General features: G+C 64.4%; 15 protein-coding genes. 2 read left to right on the top strand and 13 right to left on the bottom strand.

Annotated elements, in window-relative coordinates; genetic code table 11:
- Positions 1-1,791, top strand: a 1,791-nt coding sequence (locus AC07M8_RS19045) for a putative bifunctional diguanylate cyclase/phosphodiesterase (RefSeq protein WP_495175801.1), incomplete at its 5' end; no start/stop codon positions are given.
- A 270-nt stretch (positions 1,792-2,061) separates the two neighbouring features.
- Here the strand turns inward: AC07M8_RS19045 and AC07M8_RS19050 are convergent.
- The 8 genes from AC07M8_RS19050 to AC07M8_RS19085 all read right to left on the bottom strand — a co-directional run bounded on the left by AC07M8_RS19050 (position 2,062) and on the right by AC07M8_RS19085 (position 7,202).
- Positions 2,062-2,466 (bottom strand): energy transducer TonB, encoded by a 405-nt coding sequence (locus AC07M8_RS19050; RefSeq protein ID WP_495175802.1) that lies wholly within the window; start codon positions 2,464-2,466, stop codon positions 2,062-2,064.
- An 87-nt stretch (positions 2,467-2,553) separates the two neighbouring features.
- A complete protein-coding gene (locus AC07M8_RS19055) occupies positions 2,554-2,967 on the bottom strand; it encodes a hypothetical protein (protein ID WP_495175803.1) in 414 nt (137 codons plus the stop codon).
- A gap of 156 nt (positions 2,968-3,123) precedes the next feature.
- Positions 3,124-3,933 (bottom strand): hypothetical protein, encoded by an 810-nt coding sequence (locus tag AC07M8_RS19060; RefSeq protein WP_495175804.1) that lies wholly within the window; start codon positions 3,931-3,933, stop codon positions 3,124-3,126.
- 190 nt (positions 3,934-4,123) lie between these two features.
- The gene (locus tag AC07M8_RS19065) at positions 4,124-4,774 is read right to left on the bottom strand and encodes an SDR family oxidoreductase (RefSeq protein WP_495175805.1); all 651 of its coding nucleotides are present in this window, start codon (positions 4,772-4,774) and stop codon (positions 4,124-4,126) included.
- A gap of 130 nt (positions 4,775-4,904) precedes the next feature.
- Positions 4,905-5,315, bottom strand: a complete 411-nt coding sequence (locus AC07M8_RS19070) for a nuclear transport factor 2 family protein (RefSeq protein WP_495175806.1) — start codon at positions 5,313-5,315, stop codon at positions 4,905-4,907.
- A gap of 79 nt (positions 5,316-5,394) precedes the next feature.
- Positions 5,395-6,141: an alpha/beta fold hydrolase gene (locus tag AC07M8_RS19075; protein WP_495175807.1), complete on the bottom strand. Its 747-nt coding sequence runs from the start codon at positions 6,139-6,141 to the stop codon at positions 5,395-5,397.
- A gap of 80 nt (positions 6,142-6,221) precedes the next feature.
- The gene (locus AC07M8_RS19080; protein WP_495175808.1) at positions 6,222-6,467 is read right to left on the bottom strand and encodes a tautomerase family protein; all 246 of its coding nucleotides are present in this window, start codon (positions 6,465-6,467) and stop codon (positions 6,222-6,224) included.
- Between the two features lie 24 nt (positions 6,468-6,491).
- Entirely contained in the window at positions 6,492-7,202 is a 711-nt protein-coding gene (locus tag AC07M8_RS19085) for an SDR family NAD(P)-dependent oxidoreductase (RefSeq protein ID WP_495175809.1), read from the bottom strand.
- Positions 7,203-7,228: 26 nt separating this feature from the next.
- Here AC07M8_RS19085 and AC07M8_RS19090 point away from each other — a divergent pair, with 26 nt between their 5' ends.
- Positions 7,229-8,167 carry a LysR family transcriptional regulator gene (locus AC07M8_RS19090; protein ID WP_495175810.1) on the top strand — a complete coding sequence of 313 codons (939 nt, stop codon included), beginning with the start codon at positions 7,229-7,231 and terminating at the stop codon, positions 8,165-8,167.
- 173 nt (positions 8,168-8,340) lie between these two features.
- Here AC07M8_RS19090 and AC07M8_RS19095 read toward each other — a convergent pair whose 3' ends face one another.
- The 5 genes from AC07M8_RS19095 to AC07M8_RS19115 form a co-directional block, all read right to left on the bottom strand.
- On the bottom strand, positions 8,341-9,357 hold the full coding sequence (locus tag AC07M8_RS19095) for a phospholipase C/P1 nuclease family protein (RefSeq protein WP_495175811.1): 1,017 nt from the start codon (positions 9,355-9,357) through the stop codon (positions 8,341-8,343).
- A 4-nt stretch (positions 9,358-9,361) separates the two neighbouring features.
- A complete protein-coding gene (locus AC07M8_RS19100; protein ID WP_495175812.1) occupies positions 9,362-10,600 on the bottom strand; it encodes an SGNH/GDSL hydrolase family protein in 1,239 nt (412 codons plus the stop codon).
- 12 nt (positions 10,601-10,612) lie between these two features.
- Positions 10,613-13,555 carry a TonB-dependent receptor gene (locus AC07M8_RS19105; RefSeq protein ID WP_495175813.1) on the bottom strand — a complete coding sequence of 981 codons (2,943 nt, stop codon included), beginning with the start codon at positions 13,553-13,555 and terminating at the stop codon, positions 10,613-10,615.
- 100 nt (positions 13,556-13,655) lie between these two features.
- The gene (locus tag AC07M8_RS19110) at positions 13,656-14,714 is read right to left on the bottom strand and encodes a FecR family protein (protein ID WP_495175814.1); all 1,059 of its coding nucleotides are present in this window, start codon (positions 14,712-14,714) and stop codon (positions 13,656-13,658) included.
- Positions 14,608-15,213 carry an RNA polymerase sigma factor gene (locus AC07M8_RS19115; RefSeq protein WP_495175815.1) on the bottom strand — a complete coding sequence of 202 codons (606 nt, stop codon included), beginning with the start codon at positions 15,211-15,213 and terminating at the stop codon, positions 14,608-14,610. The genes AC07M8_RS19110 and AC07M8_RS19115 overlap by 107 nt, the downstream gene beginning before the upstream one ends.
- Positions 15,214-15,786 lie beyond the last annotated feature (573 nt).

Below are 15,786 nucleotides of genomic sequence, written 5' to 3' on the forward strand. Positions count from 1 at the left end.
CCGATCGAACTGTCGCTGGCGCGGTGGGGCTCGATAGAGAGCGGTCACAACTTCGCTGGCATCATCCGTGATGCTTCAGCACGCAAGATGCTCGAGCGCGAGCGGGAACAGGCCAAGGCCTTTCTCGACACCGTCGTGGACCATCTTCCGGCCATGCTGTTCGTCAAGGACGTGGAAACCAAGCGCTATCTGCTGGTCAATCGCGCAGGTGAGGAGCTGACAGGTCGGTCAAGGCACGCGGTAATCGGCAGGACGGATCCAGAGCTGTTCGCCCAAGGGGCCAGCTACGAGCAGCGTGACGAAGCCGCCCTTGGAGTTGAAGGTGTTCACCTCTTCGAGAGCGAGTTCGAGCGACCTGGCAGTGAGGTGGTGACGCTGCGTACAAAGCGGATTGTCGTAGATGGCCCTAACCGCGAGCGCGAGTACATCGTGGGCATGTCGGAGGACGTGACCGAAACTCGCAAGGCCCAGGCGCAGGTACAGCGATTAGCGCATTACGATTCGCTGACCGGGCTGCGCAACCGGGGATCGTTCGTTGACGAGATGAACAGGCTGATCGCCGATCAAGCGCCGTTCGCCCTTATCAGCATCGATCTCGACAGGTTCAAGGCGGTGAACGATCAGTTCGGCCATCTAGCCGGCGATGCCGTGCTTGCGCAGATCGGTGACCGCCTCCGTGCAGTCGTGACTGCAAAGACCACGCTGGCGCGGATTGGTGGCGATGAATTCGCGGTGATTGTTGCTGACCCTGTTCCGGCTGGGCGCGCCCGCGTTCTGGCGGCGACCATTGTCACCGCCCTGGCGGCACCTATCGTTACTCGCTGGGCAACGGTCCAGCTAGGAAGCAGCATCGGGATCGCTCTTGCACCAGGCGATGCCGCTACGACCGAGGAGCTACGTCAGCACGCTGACCTAGCTCTCTATCGGGCCAAGCAGCAGGGCCGCGGGATCATCTGCTTCTTCAGCACCGAAATGGACCGGGCCACGCAGGCCCGCCGCGAGTTGGAACGCGATCTGCGCGCAGCCCTCGACAGCAAACAGATCACGCTTGCCTATCAGCCCGTACTCTCCGCCAGTACCGGTCAGATCACGAGCGTGGAAGCGCTGGCCCGCTGGGATCATCCGATCAGAGGGCCGATCCCGCCCGACCTATTCATCTCGATCGCTGAGGAAGGTGGGCTGATCGCGCAGCTGGGAAAACGCATTCTCTGTCTTGCGTGTGAGGACGCGGTTGGTTGGCCGGAGCACATCAAGGTTGCCGTCAACATCTCACCAATCCAGGTTCATGCGGGCGATCTGTTCGAGGTCGTGAGCAACGTTCTGAGCAGCACCGGCCTGTCATCTCACCGACTTCAGCTGGAGGTAACCGAAGGGTTGTTCCTGCGCGATGTTGATCATACGTTCCGTGAGCTGGAACAGCTGCGCACGCTCGGTATCCAGATCCTCATGGATGATTTCGGCGTTGGCTATTCGTCGCTGAGCTATTTTGAGCGCTTCCGCTTTGACAAGGTGAAGATCGATCAGAGCTTCGTTCGGCAGATGCTCACGTCTCAAGCCTCGTCAGCGATCATCCAAGCGGTTGTTGGACTTGGCGCGAAGCTAGACATGGGCGTAGTCGCGGAAGGTGTTGAGACAGCCGAGCAGATGGCCGCCCTAGTTGAAGCTGGATGTACCCATATGCAGGGCTACCTGTTTAGCAAACCGCTTCGTAACATGGAGATCAAGGCCTGTCTGATCGAGGACGCTCGATACATGCAGCGCTCGGCCGCCCGGCGGGTTGTGATCGGCTGAGCTTTGCTGATCGCGAAGCTAGGTTTGGGTGGATTGCAGCCGGTCCGCTTTGAGGCCGCGATCTCAGTAATCGGCCATTTGTTCAGGCGCCGGAGCAGGAAGCTTGCAGCTACTTCCTGTCGAAACTGGCCGTGGCGAGTGACGTTCGCTTTAGGTGTCGCGCTGGCATGCTCGCCTGACATGTCTTTCTTGGAGCGACTGAACCGAACCTCGACTGACATTCGTTGTGCTTCCATCATGTGTGCTGGCGATTTTGCTGCCTTCGGAACGTCAGCCATCCTTGTAGCCCCTCCACTCCGGTGGATCGCAGACGTCGTTGGCGCAGAATGGCATCTTGATCAGCACGGTGGCTCGGCTCGAGCGTGCGATCCGGGCAAATTCCTGCTTCATCATGAACTTGTGCGAAAGGCTGCGGGCGGCCGATCCGAAGCCGGCTCCACCGAGTTGCTGCGCGACGCGGCATCTGTCGAGTCGCCCATTGGACGTCACTGAGCAGCGGATGCCGATAATGCCGTCGCGGCCCTGATCCTTCGCTACTCGGCGCAGGTCTTCGACGGCAGGGGTCGAAGACCAATAATCGTAGAGGTGAGTTCCTTCCCGTGGAATTGTGGGGCTAAACGTGGAGACGAAAAATGCTGAGGTTGACGCGATGGTCAGCAGTCCAGGTCCGATCATGTTCAACTCCAAGCTCTATCTTGCCTGTTGGATGATTGCCGGCGTCGCTATATGTGACGCCAACGGGAAAACTGGTGGAACGCGGACCTACGGCTGCCCTGCTCGAATCTGGCCGGTTCGATCCTGCATATAAGCGGGCTCTCCCGACCGAATGATCGCGCACGCAGGTGAATAGCGCGACTCATTCAAGCCGAGGTTGGCCAGTGCTTCGGGCGAAAAGAAGGTGAAAATGTGATCCTTGCGGGCCAGCGCCTCCGCGAGCGCCTCGGTCCGAGTGATGCCATTTTCCTTTGCGATCGCACCGAGAAGGAATGGTGCGAAGACGCAACCCGTAGTCTCAGCTCGCGATCGACCGTCAACAATCGTTACCAAGACGAAGGACGGCGAGGTTGACTGGTTCTCCAGCGCTGCGCGAAACTGCGTTTGCTTCTGTAAGAACCGGGCCTGCGCATTTGCCCCATTACTCAATGAGCAGAAGACGGTCGCAACGGCGAAAAACAAGAACTTCCGATGATACAACTGCGCCCCGTCATTAGTTGATCCTCTGCACGCTTACCGTTCCTCCATGAACCTTCGATGACCGCTGTTGGGTCAAATGACTGCGAGCGACAAGTGCCGAGGGAGGGCGGGTCGGAAACCTGAGAACCGTCCCTTAACCTACTCCTTGCCGTCAGGGCCATACCTCGGAAGAGGGTCCTCCCTCTTCCGGCGTAGCAAATCCCTTATCATATCTGCGTCCCTCGAGAACCTGGCTTCCTTATCGCCGAAATCCAGATACTCGTCTGCGGTCGAGAATATTGGCTCGTACGTCGCTAGGTCTACAGGAGGAATGAATTTGGGGGCAGTCTGGTCTACAAAAAATTCTGAGTATATGAGAGCCGCTAGAGCATTGGCTCTGATCTCGAGCTCTACGGCAACAAACATCTCTCGATGTATGTCTCTCACGTCGTGCGTCTGATCTGGCCTTATCGGCCGACGCAATAGCGGAAAGTACACTTCCGCCGCTGAGTAGAAGAAGGTTATCTGCTCCAAAACCTCAGGACGGAAGTGTGCGAGTCGGAGAACTTGAGACTTGTAAAGCTCGTTCGAAAGCGGGACGGATATCGGGGTTCCACTGTCTCCAGGAGTGAAGCTCTGAAGAGTGGAGTTCCTCCTCGTCCATTTCTGAACCCATTCCCGGCATCCACGCTCGATCGTTCGAACCTCCGCCCAGATCAACAGTGCTGCGGCTTTACGGTCCTCCGCAATTTGATCGATTCGAGCGTCGCGCACCGATCCGATCTGTCGGTCTATACCATCGAGTTGCCTACGCACCGCCAGAACCGCAACGACGACGCTCGCTATAGCTATAAGTGCCTGAATGACGGCCGCTATTAGGGTCTGATACTCAGCCCAGAAGCTCTGTGACGGCTGGAGAAGCGTGACTGACAACGCCGGCGCGACGGTCCTAACCGCGTGAGCAGGCATATGCCAGTCGTCTCCTTACAAGCATTGTACACGAGGACCTTCTCGCAAAGTTTGTCGACGCGCGGGTTAAGCGTCAATCGCATTGTCCGTACCTAGAACGTGAATGGGAGTCCGAAAACTGGCGAGCAAAAAGTGGCTGTGGCTGACGGAGTATGGGTCGGCGCGGACGCACGAGAGTAGCGGTATTCCCCTATACCGTCCGGTAATCCAGCTCCCAAGGCGCCGCAGGATCTGTTGCCAGTCGCCACATGATACCGGCGACGCCAGCCGCTTCGGCTGAGTTGGGTAAGATCCTCTCACGGACCGTCGCTGTAGCGATACGGATGCCGCGCTCAGCGAGCGGCTTGACGAGCGCTTGGACGGCGTGGCGCATGGCAACCTTGCCGACGCCCAGGCTCAACGCGTTCGGGTTCGGAACCGTCGCGATCCCGCCGCCCGTAACGAGGATTGTGCCTCCGCGATCGCCGAACAGGCTGACTGCGGCGCGGATGGTGTGCAAACCCGCGGCTACGTTTATCGCGAGATCGCCCGTCACCTCCGCGTCCGTCATGCTGAATAGGTCCTGGATGCGGACAACGGCGGCGTTGAAGTGCACGACGGTCAGGCCTCCGGTCAGCGCGTCGCCCTTTGCCATCGCGGCGCGGAGTGCCACGGGGTCGGTGGCGTCGACGGGCAGCGTATGGACGGTGATGCCCTTCGCCGACAGCGCGGCCGCTTCTTCGGCCAGCCGCTCAGGGTTGCGCGCGGCGAGCACGACGGACCAGCCGGCGTCGCCGAACCTCTCCGCAACGCCGCGGCCGATGGCAGGTCCGGCACCAATGATCATGATGGATTTCGACATGACATTACTCCTGGAGATCAAAGCGTCGAGTCCGCTCAGGGTGAGCTAGGATGGGTCGATCGACGCTCAGTGCTGGGTCAAAATGCCGTGCCGCGAGGCCAAGGGCTGCGGCACTGGTGCGGGCACCGCGTCAGACGTTGGTCGCCGGCACGAGGCGCATGGCCGGGAAGCCGAGCTTGCTGGCGAACACCTCCTGAACCGCGACAGTCGCGGGGAGCGGGCGCCACGCTACCTCGATGCTGTCGATTAGGCCGTCCTCGTTCAGGTGCAGGTGCTCGTTACCCTTCACCGTCAGGCCGTTGCAGGTAAAGCTGAAGAACACCGCGACGTCCCGATCCTGCGCGAAGCGCAGGTTCACCTCCAGGCTGTCGATCGTCTCGAGGAAGCCGGACAAGACCTCCACCACCGCGTCCTTGCCGACGGTCGGTTCGGGGAAGATGGGGCCGAGCAGGACGATGTCCTCGGCGAGGTGCGGCACGATCCGCAGGCTGTCCCGGTTGGCGAGGGCGGCAAAATAGTCATCGACACGGGCGGTGTTCATCGGAAGGTGCTCCTGAGCATCAAAGGTGGTGGAAGGCGGCGGGGCTGCGCCGTGGAGGGGCAGCCCCGCGCCTGCATGGTCAGCGTGCGGCGCGCTCGATCAGCGCGGCGACCTCGGCCGGATGGGAGACGGGCGACGCGTGGCTGGACTGAAGCGTCACCGTTCGGGCGTTCATCCGCTTGGCGAACATCGTTTCGGCAGCAGGCGGGATCATCTGGTCGTTGGCCGAGATGGCGTAGAAGGTCGGCTTGTCGTGCCAGGCGGCGACCGTCGCTTGCGTCCCGAACACGGCGCCGTTGAGCGGGATCTGGTGCGCGACAAGCGCCTTGCCCTCGGCCACCGGCACGTCGCCGACGAACAGGGCCGGGAACGCGGCGGGGTCGAGCGACAGATAACCGCGCGCGTCCGGCCGCAGCGCCTTCTGCCCCGGCGAGGGCGGCGCGCCTTCTGACAGCGACTTCAGGCTCTCGCCGCGATCGGGCGCATAGGCGGCGACATAGACGAGCGCGGACACCTTCGGGTCGCTGCCCGCCTCGCCGATCACCACGCCGCCCCAGCTATGCCCGACCAGCACGGTCGGCCCCTTTTGCTTGGCCAGCGCCGCGCGGGTGGCGGCCACGTCGGCTTCGAGCGACGTCATCGGGTTCGCGACCTCGGTGACATGGAAGCCCTTGCCGCGCAGCAGCTTGGCGACCTTGTCCCAGCTCGTCTGGTCGGTGAAGGCGCCGTGGACCAGCACGACGTTGCGGGCAGGGGCGGCGTGGGCGGTGCCCGCCGCGGCCAGCGACAGGGCGGCGGCGGAGAGTTTGGCGACGATCTTGTTCATGGGTCTTCTCCTTCTCTGGTGGGCAGCGACGAGCGGACGCCTCGCTGAATGTCAGTTCGATCGGGTGGGTGGGGGCGGCGTCAGGCGCCGGCCCGGCGATCCTGCGCGCGCCGGGTGCGATAGTCGGCCAGCGGCAGCCCGCCCTGGCCGAGGTCCTCCAGCTCGTGCTCGTGGAAGATCACGGTGGTGTCCTCGCGCGGCTTGCCCATCACGTCGAACAGCAGGTCGGCGATGCCCTGGTAGATTGCGGTCTTCTGCTCGGCTGTGGTGCGGTCCGCGCCAGGGCTCGTGCCCTCGCGGGTGACGAGGATGTTGACGATCGGCATGGGTGTTCTCCTTGGTCGCGAGGATCAGCGGCCCGCGATTAGGCCGCCGTCGACGTGCAGGATCTCGCCGGTCGAGAAGACGGCATCCTCAAGGTAGAGGACGGCGCGCACGATATCCTCGACCTCGCCCAGCTTGTTCATGGGGTGGAAGGCGCCGAGCTGCTCGACGGTCTTTGGATCGTGCATGGGGGTGCGGATCACGCCGGGCGCGACCGCGTTCACGCGGATGCCGCGGGTGGCGTATTCGATCGCAAGGCTTTTTGTGGCCGCGTTCATGCCGCCCTTGGTCAGCATGGCAATGAAGGCAGGCGAGGCCGAATGGGCGAACTCGGCGGTCGACGCCGTGATCTGGACGATGTGGCCCTGGCCCTGCTCCAGCATGACCGGCACGACCGCTTCCGTCGTAAAGAAGAAGCCGTCGAGGTTGGTCTTCAGCTTCAGGCGGTAATCCTCCTCCGTATAGTCGGTGAAGGCCTTGCCGATGAAGATGCCGGCATTGTTCACCAGCGTGTCGATGCGGCCGAACCGCTCCATCGCCGCCGCGACCAGGCGCTTGCCCGTTTCGGGATCGCCGATGTCACCAGCGACGGTCACCAGATCGGGGGCGGTCGAGGGCCGGGTCGAGCGCGAGGTGGCGACAACGCCGTAACCGCGGGCGCGGAACCCGTTGACAATGCCTTCGCCTAGGCCCTGCGAGGCACCGGTGACGATGGCGACTTTCTTGATGTCCGACATGATTTGCCTTGCCTCATGCTTGGTTGATGACCGGCATGTATGGCGGTGGCAGAGACACGGAAATTCGCTATCTCCGATCAATGGCTGATCAAAAACGCACAGAGGTCGACTGGCAAGATGTCCGCATCTTCGTAGCCCTGGCCCGGCACGGCAGCCTGTCCGCTGCCGCCCGGATGCTCTCGGTCAATCACGCGACGATCGCGCGCCGCCTGCATTCGCTGGAAGAGAGCCTGGGCGAGAAGCTCGTCGAGCGCCGCTCTGAGGGCTATGTGCTGACGCCAGCCGGCGCCCATGCGCTCGAGGCCGCGACCGACATGGAGCAGGCAGCCCAGATCCTCGGCCGCGGCATGACGGATGGCACGCCCAGCGGTCTCGTGCGGATCAACGCGTCTCCGGGCTTATCGGCCGGCTTCCTCATGTCACGCCTGCCGACCCTTGCCGCCCGCTATCCCAGGCTAGATATAGACCTCGCGCCCGCGCTACGGTCGATCAGCCTCGAACGTCACGAAGCGGACATCGCCATCCGTTTCGACAAGCCGAAGGACGGGGACGTCATGGCCCGCCCGCTGACGACGGTCGGCTATGGCTTCTATGGAGCCGAGGCGGCGTGTGCCCTGGTTGAAGCCGGCGGCGATCCGGTCTTCATCGGCTTCAACGAGTCGGACGCCTACCTGTCCTCGGCCGCTTGGCTGACCAAGCACTTCCCCCGTGCGCGCGTCGCGTTTCGCGCCAAGGACCAGTTCCTCCAATCGATTGCCGCGCGAACGGGGGCAGGCCTGGCGCTGATCCCGCATTTCATCGGCCGTGCCGACCCGCTCCTACGATGCTGCAATTTAGGAGCGCCGCCGCCGCACATGGAGGTGTTCCTGCTGACGCGCAGCCGCGACCGGAAGAACGCATCCATCCGGATCGTAGCGGATGAGATCGGCGGGATGTTCGAGCAGGAGCGCGATCTGTTCACGTGAACCGCGATCCGAGACGAGTAATCTCGGTTCAACTATTGAGATCAACGCGCCCGCGTGATGAACGAGCGGCCGGAGTTGGGGAGCCGAACCTAAGCCCCGAATGGCGGCATGTGGGTCAGTATGAAGGCAGCTTCTAGGAGGCGGGTAACGCAATCTAAGCGGCCCGGGTTGGTTCATTGATTTTCAACCGGCGGCGGCGCCGACCCCGTGGTCGGATCGTAGGCCGGGTTTGAGGTGCTCAAAGGGTCGGCGTTTCGCGGTATCGTCGCTGCCTCGCGCCAGGCTCGGCTGATCATGTCCCGCAGCAGTGCGGCTCCCGATGCGGCGGTCTGATAGACGAGCGACCGCGCCTCGAGGTCGTGTGGATCGTTCAGGGCGCCGCGCTTCTCCAGCCGGTAGACCCCCTCCATCTGCCCACCGCGTTGATCCAGGAAAGCGAGCAGCCGGTTGAACAGATCGCCCTGCAGCGGGTCGGGCGGCCCCATCAGGGGACGGAGGTCGTTTACCCCGAGGTGGATGGAGGCGACATAAGCGGATTCGAATTGCGCGTGGATCTTGCCGTCGCGCATGTACCCGGCGGGATTATCGCCGCGCCAGCCGTCGCTGTTCACCGAATCGTGCAGGGGCTGGGAACCATCGCCGACGTAATGGCCAAGACGCACCACGCTGTGGGCGCAATTCTGTTCGAGGATGGCGGCCTGGGCGCGATCGCCCTTGGTCCGTGCGGCACGGAGCAGGCGCATTTCGGCGACGAGCTGGCCATATTGCTCCATCACCGCATAGGGCAGGGTGCCGGTCCAGCGGACGTTCATCCGAGCCGCGGCGGCCGGATCGGTCTGCCGCAGGCGAAGATGCTCTCGGTACAGCGCCAGGATGAAAGCGTAGCGCGAGCGCGGTACCGGCTTGAGGAAGGCGAACTGCTCGCGGAACCAGCCGTGGTTGGGATCCTCTTCGATCTTGGCGAAGGGTTCGCTCGGCGAGCGCCATTTGTCCGGCAGCGTCGCCGAGCCGGCGATGTAGGGGAGGTACTGGCGCAGGAAGACGGGGCCGTCTGCGGGCAGCGCCTCGATCGCGGCGCGATCGATGGCGGCATGGGCCTGATGGCCCCACGCCCAGGCCGGGGTGGCGGCCACCGCCAGCGCGCCGGCGACGACGCCGGCCAGCGATCGATACGAGAGAGGCAGGGGCATGATGCTACTCCTTGGGGACCGTGGAACGAGCAGGGGGCGGCGCTTCGTACCGCCTGTCCACGCGGAACAGCGACAACGGCACGGCGCGTCCCATCGCTTCATAGCCGCTGTCGCCCGGATGGAGGTGATCGCCGGAGTCGAACGGCCGCTGGATCGCCGGCGAATTGCTGCCGTCGCGTAAGGCTGCCTCGAAGTCGATTACCGCATCGAAGCCGCCGCCGGTGCGGATCCAGCGGTTCGCCTCCTGCCGCGTCTGCTCCATCGCCGGCGTCAGATATTTGGAGCCCCAGCCCGGCGTCATCGTGGCGCCAATCACGCGGATGCCGCGCGCGTGCGCCAGGGCGATGATCCGCTGGTAGCCGGCGATCAGGTCGGTGCTCGCGACCGGCGGCTCGCCCGGCGTGCCGCTGCGCCAGATGTCGTTGATCCCCTCGAGCAGGATGAGGTGGGTCACGCCCGGCACCGAGGCGACGTCGCGCTCGAACCGCTCCACCGCCGCCGTGCCGCGGCCCTCGCGGAGCAGGCGATTGCCGCTGATCCCCATGTTCACCACGCCGCAATGCGACCCGCGCTGCGCCGACAGCCGGCGGGCCAGCTCACCGGGCCAGCCGCGCCAGCCGGTGCGGGTGCCACGCGCACCCTCGGTGATGGAATCGCCCATCGTGACGATGGTGCAGGTTGCGGCGGACCGCCGTACCGCCATCTGGGTTAGGAAGGGGCGCAACCGGCGCGGCTCGAGCCCGGCGCCGTCAGCGGCGATCGGCGTTTCGCTGAATGCGAGCGGGAAGCCCGCATTACCGCCTACCGTGGTGCTCGGAGCGCGCGTCTCGATGGTGACGATCAGATCGTCGCCGGCCGCGACCGTGAGATCGACCGCGGCGCTGACCAGCGTCTCGCCGGCGGCGATCCGCACGGCACCGTTGGCGGCGAAGGCGACGGGGCGTTCGCTGGCCGGATCGAGGCCGAAGCCCGCCGCACCGCTGGCCCTGGCGATCGTGACCCGCCCGAGATCGAGCGGCACCGCGCCGGCGGGGTTGGTGAAGGTCAGGCGCACGCCGTCGCCCGACTGGCTGGAGCGCAGGCGATAGCGGTAGACACCGGCGGGCAGCACGTCGCGAACCGCCTTGGTGGCGGGCGAGGTGGCATAGCCCCAGGCGCCGCCCCAGGGCGTCGCCGCCATGCGCCCATCGGCGGCGCTGCCGGCGACCAGCGCCAGCAGCGGCGCGACATAGCTGATGCGCATCGGCTTACCCCCTCAAAATTTGAAGCGCAGGGCGGCGGAGAAGGTGCGGCCCTCGAAATAGACGCGATCCTCGACGCTTTCCGATCCCCAATAGGCGCGCTGCGGCCGATTGGTGAGGTTGGTGGCGTCGATCGTCAGCGCCAGATTACGGTTGATCTTGTAGGTTGCCGAGGCGGCGAGCCGCTCGATCGGATACCAGTTCAGGTTCTTGTTAGGGTCGGCGAGATTGTAGGTCAGCGTAAACCGCCCCCGCCACGAATAAGCGACCGTCGCGCGAAGGCGGCCGTCGTCGTAGAACAGCGAGGCATTGTAGCTGTGCTTGGAGATGCCCGCGGTCTGGCCACTGAAGGCGGCCGAGACGTTGGTGGCGGGCAGATCCTGGCGCGAGTCGATATAGGTGTAATTGCCGGCGACGCCGATGTTGTGCAGTAGGCCCGGCGCGAAATCGAAGAAGGTGCTGAGATTGACCTCGGCACCCTTGATCACGCCATCGCCGGCGTTGATCGGCCGGGTGACGTTGACGATCCCGAGCGCGCCCGGGATGGTCGTGTCGGTATCCTTGACGGTGACGATGTAGTTGCTCACCTCGCGGCCGAACACCGCGGCGCTGGCGAGCCCGGCGCGGCCGAAATAGGCTTCCAGCGACGCATCCCAATTGGTCGAGCGGATCGGCAGCAGATTGGGATTGCCGGTGGTCACCGACCCCGTATAGGCGCCCGAGCCGGCCAGCACCTGGGCAAAGGTCTGGCTCGGGTTAAGCTGCGAGAAGTCGGGGCGGCTGAAGGTCTTGGTCCAGGCCAGGCGCAGCTGTAGCGCGCGCGAGAAATGCACCACGGCGCTGATGCTGGGATCGAGATCGACATAGTTCTGGCGCGCGTTGACGGGCGTGTAGGTGTAGACGATCGCGCTCGACGCCGGCGTCCGGGTCGCCGCATATTGGGTGCCATCGATGGCGAGCACGGTGTTGACGAGGCGGGCACCGGCGACGCCGTCGATGCTGACGCCGCCCAGGTCGAGGCCGTATTTCACCTGGCCGTAGACGGCGTAGCTCGTCTCCTTGCCGTCGAACGCGGATTGCTGGGTATCGGCGGGGCGGCCGTCATCGGTGTAGAGCTTGGTCGCCAGCAGCGAATCGACATAGCTGTTGAGCGTCTTGACGTTGCCGATGTCGGCCAGCCAGCGCGCATCATAGCCGATCCAGCCGCTTGGCAGCGTGGCATCGTCGGCGGAGACGCTGCGGGTCAGCCCGACCGGCGTCGCCCCGCCTGGGAAGGCGGACATCGGCAGGTTGAGCTTGTTGAGATCGGCGAGCCCGGTGCCGGTCCGGTAGGTGGCGCTGCGGTCGGCGTAGCGAAAGCCGGTCTTGAGCGAGCGGAAGAAGCCGTCGCCGGTATCGAGGGTGAGGTCGGTGCGCCACTGCACGCCGCTGCCCTTCTGGCGGGTGCGGGTATCCGAGTAAGCGCGAACGTGGAACTGGCTGATGTCGGCAAGGTCGACGTCGCGATAGGTGTAGGAGAGGCCGCCGAAGCGGCTGTCGCTCTGGAACACGGCGTCGATCACCGGCGCCTTGTTGAAGCCGAGCAGGAACAGTTGCTGATCGGTGTCGATCCGCGAGCTGGTGTAGACCGCGCTGGTCGTCAGCGTCGCGATCCCGCTGCGATAGTCGGCGCCGAACTCGATCTGGGTGGTGTCGAGCAGCTGCCGGGTATGGTTGGAGCGCGGCCCCGAGTCCGCCGTCGCGGTGAAGGTCGCGCTCTTCACGATTCCGGTGCCGGGCACCAGCACGACGTTGCTCAGCGCGGTGGTCGCCGCCATGTTGGTCTGCAGATCGGTGTCGGTATATTCGTTGTCGTCGGTGACGTTGGTCGCGCGCAGATACAGGCCGAGATTATAAGCAGGGCGCCACTGCAGCTCGCCGGTCACCACGGGGCGCTCGTAATTGCCCGCGGGGTTCTTGAGGAGAATTCCGGTCGGGAAAGTCTGGCCGGCGGCGTTGGTCTGCGGTTGGAGGCTCTCGCGATAGGATTCGTAATAGTCGCGCTTCAGATAGGAGGCGTTGACCATGACGCCGAGCTCGCCGAGGCCGGTGTTCCAATTGCCCGCGACCAGCACGTCGGCGTTGCCGAAGCCCTTGTCCGCCTGGTCGTCATAGCTGCCGCGCAGCGTGCCGGCGACCGTCAGGCCCTTCTTGAAATCGAGCGGCTGGCGCAGCTGGACGTCGACCGCGCCGCCGATCCCGCCCTCGATCAGATCGGGGGTGAGCGCCTTGTACACCTCCAGCGAGCGGATCAGGCCCGCGGGATAGCTGTTAAGCAGGGTGCGGCGCGACGAGCCGGTATAGGCTTCCTGCCCATTGATCATCGTCACGACATTGGAGATGCCGCGGATGGTGATCGACTGCCCCTCGCCGCGGTTGCGGAAGACCTGCACACCCGGCAGCCGTGCGAGCGCCTCGGTAGCGCTGTTGTCGGGCAATTGGCCGATGTCCTCGGCGGCGATGCTGTCGACGATCGCGTCCGAGCGGCGCTTGATCTCGCGGGCGGTCTCCAGGCTGGCGCGGATGCCGGTGACGACGATGTCTTTCGCGGCGGGGTCAGCGCCGGGCTGTTCGCCGGCGACCGGCACCGCCGCCGGCGCGTTTCCCACCTGGCCCGCGGCGCGGCGGAGGATGATGCGCGCACCGTCGTCGGCGGCGATCTCCAGCCCGGTGCCGGCGATCAGGCGATGGAGGGCGGCGCGCGGGTCCATAGCGCCTTTGACGGCAACGCTGCGGACCGAACTTAACCCATCCGCCGGCGCGACGATCTGCAGCCGCGCCTGCTTGCCGAGGGCGGCGATTGCCGCGGGCAGCGATTGCGCGGAAATGTCGAACGTGCGCGTTTGCGCCGCGGCAGGCGCGGCAAGCATCATCGCGACCGCGGCCAGGCCGCAGCCGGACATCAACCGGATCTGCATCTGTGAACTTTCCCCCAGGCTGCCGAGATCATGCTCGGTTCGCTAGTTAGATGCAGCGCGACGGATCTTCCTCCATCCGCGTCACGATCTTTTTCATCGCCTAGCGGGAGAGCGTGATTCCCTGCTCGCTGGTGCTGATCCTGAGGCCCTGCGCCAGGGCCGCGGCCTGTGCGAAGCCGGCAGGATCGCTGGTCGAATAAATCCCGGCCACCTTGAGCTGGGCGACCGACGAATCCTCGATCAAGATGTGACGATCGGAATAACGGGCAAATTCCTGCGCGGCATCGCCGAGGGTCATGCCGGTAAGATCCAATTCACCGCGCTGCCACAGACTGATCCGGTCGACATCGGCCATCGTCAGCTGCTCGCGCCGCATCGGCGCGGCCGGGCCGATCACCAGCCGGTCCCCGGCAACCAGGCGCACTGGAGCGGCGCCATGGTGTCTCACTTCGACGATGCCTTCCCGTACCGTGACCGCAACATCGTCCTCACCGGTGCGGCGCACCAGAAAGCTGGTGCCGACGACACGGATATCGACCGGCCCGGCCTCGATCAGGAACGGTCGGGTGCTATCCTTGGCGATATCAAAGTTCACCTCGCCGGCGATCAGCCGGACGCGCCGTTCCGCTTGGCGCATCGCCACCGCGATCGCGGCATTCGTGTTCAGGGTCACGGCGGAGCCATCGGCGAGCGAGGCACGGCGGACGCTGCCCATGGGTGCCTCAATATGCTCGTCGGACAGCCAGCGCGTGATGCCGATCGCGGCCACCAGGGTCGCAGCGAGCGCCCCTAAGCTGCCACCGATCCAGCCGCGGCGGCTGACCGTCGACGCCACAGGCTCGGGTTTCGTGACAGTCTCCTGATCGTCGGACGGGTCCAGATCCTGCGGTCGCAGCGCCGCGGCACGATCCAGATAGGAGTTGGCGGCCATCGCCCGCGCGAACGCACCAGCATGGCGCGTATCGGCGCTCGCCCAGGCGGCTAATGCTGCCTCCTCCGTGGCGGTCAGCGTGCCGGCGTCAACGCGGATCGCCCATTCAGCGGCGCGCTCGTCAAGCGCGCTCGGTGTGTCGGGCGCGCTCATCGCGGGCGGTGTTGGTCTCCGGGTCACGAACGATAGATGACCGCTCACGACGATTTCCGCCACGGCCAATTGCATGCGTCAGCAGCGCCAGTGCCTTCACCATGTGCTTCTCAACCGTGCTCTCGGCAATACCCAACTGCTCGGCGACCTCCCGCTGGGAAAGCCCGTGGAGTTTGCGCTGGGTGAAGACCTGCCGACAGCGGTCGGGCAGCGCCGCGATCACGGCGGCGACGTGAGCGAGCTCCTGTCGGTCCGCCGCCACCCGCTCGGGCGTGGGCGCTTCGTCCGGCACCTCCAGCTGCTCGGCGCTGATCTGCGCATCGATGGCCACCACCCGCGAGCGGCGCAGCGACTGGAGCATCACCGATTTCGCGACCTCGAAGAAGTAGTTTCGCGGTCGCTGGATATGATCGACCCGCTCCAACGCCGCGAGGATGGCGTATGACTCCTGAACGACATCCTCGATATCCAACCCGACAGCCGCGGGGCGGCGCCCGATCCACTGGCGCAGCGCTGCTTCGTGCGGGAAGATGTGACGCCCCAGCCAGACGGCGCGCTCGCGTGACACGGTCATGAACGTGCCTGCTAATGACTCGACGTGACAGTTTCGATACGGTCGATCAACCGGTGCCCGGTAGCTGCTCTGCCAGTCATAAGACTGGCAGGCATCCGAGCTGACGGAGACGCTGAATTAAAGGCGGAATGTGGCACGCAATGTGAACCGCTGAACGTCAAGTTCTGGTAATCCGCTGCATACGCTATGGAAGATGGCGATGTCGCTTGCACCTAAATCCAGAGATAAGCGACGGATCCTTAAATGCGCTTCAGCCAATTGGATATTGGCACCATGCTGACACGTCACTCCGCTTGAACCAATCGAGGTGTTTCAGCTGTCTTGCTCGCGGGTTTGACGCTTATCGATGGCTATGCAAGTCTGTCGCAGCAGCTCGGACCCGGATTTATGCCTCGACGGATGAATGAACGGCAGCTTCCGGGAAGCGGCGAAGGTACGCTTAGTGTCCACTTATGGGTCTTCGTAGCGGTTGAGCGACTGATCGCGACATGGACGATCTTGGCCGCTCACCGCGGCGATTGCATCCCCAAAACGCACTGCTTGGGAAGGTCGAGGCTTTCCCGTTACTCCATC

The organism is Sphingomonas sp. GW821-FHT09E03, assembly GCF_059416225.1.

Excerpts from the sequence above, each read along its gene's own strand:
- AC07M8_RS19050 (WP_495175802.1), bottom strand. The coding sequence starts at position 2,466 with ATGATCGGACCTGGACTGCTGACCATCGCGTCAACCTCAGCATTTTTC.
- AC07M8_RS19060 (WP_495175804.1), bottom strand. The coding sequence starts at position 3,933 with ATGCCTGCTCACGCGGTTAGGACCGTCGCGCCGGCGTTGTCAGTCACG.
- AC07M8_RS19065 (WP_495175805.1), bottom strand. The coding sequence starts at position 4,774 with ATGTCGAAATCCATCATGATCATTGGTGCCGGACCTGCCATCGGCCGC.
- AC07M8_RS19070 (WP_495175806.1), bottom strand. The coding sequence starts at position 5,315 with ATGAACACCGCCCGTGTCGATGACTATTTTGCCGCCCTCGCCAACCGG.
- AC07M8_RS19075 (WP_495175807.1), bottom strand. The coding sequence starts at position 6,141 with ATGAACAAGATCGTCGCCAAACTCTCCGCCGCCGCCCTGTCGCTGGCC.
- AC07M8_RS19080 (WP_495175808.1), bottom strand. The coding sequence starts at position 6,467 with ATGCCGATCGTCAACATCCTCGTCACCCGCGAGGGCACGAGCCCTGGC.
- AC07M8_RS19085 (WP_495175809.1), bottom strand. The coding sequence starts at position 7,202 with ATGTCGGACATCAAGAAAGTCGCCATCGTCACCGGTGCCTCGCAGGGC.
- AC07M8_RS19090 (WP_495175810.1), top strand. The coding sequence starts at position 7,229 with ATGACCGGCATGTATGGCGGTGGCAGAGACACGGAAATTCGCTATCTC.
- AC07M8_RS19095 (WP_495175811.1), bottom strand. The coding sequence starts at position 9,357 with ATGCCCCTGCCTCTCTCGTATCGATCGCTGGCCGGCGTCGTCGCCGGC.
- AC07M8_RS19100 (WP_495175812.1), bottom strand. The coding sequence starts at position 10,600 with ATGCGCATCAGCTATGTCGCGCCGCTGCTGGCGCTGGTCGCCGGCAGC.
- AC07M8_RS19105 (WP_495175813.1), bottom strand. The coding sequence starts at position 13,555 with ATGCAGATCCGGTTGATGTCCGGCTGCGGCCTGGCCGCGGTCGCGATG.
- AC07M8_RS19110 (WP_495175814.1), bottom strand. The coding sequence starts at position 14,714 with ATGCAATTGGCCGTGGCGGAAATCGTCGTGAGCGGTCATCTATCGTTC.
- AC07M8_RS19115 (WP_495175815.1), bottom strand. The coding sequence starts at position 15,213 with ATGACCGTGTCACGCGAGCGCGCCGTCTGGCTGGGGCGTCACATCTTC.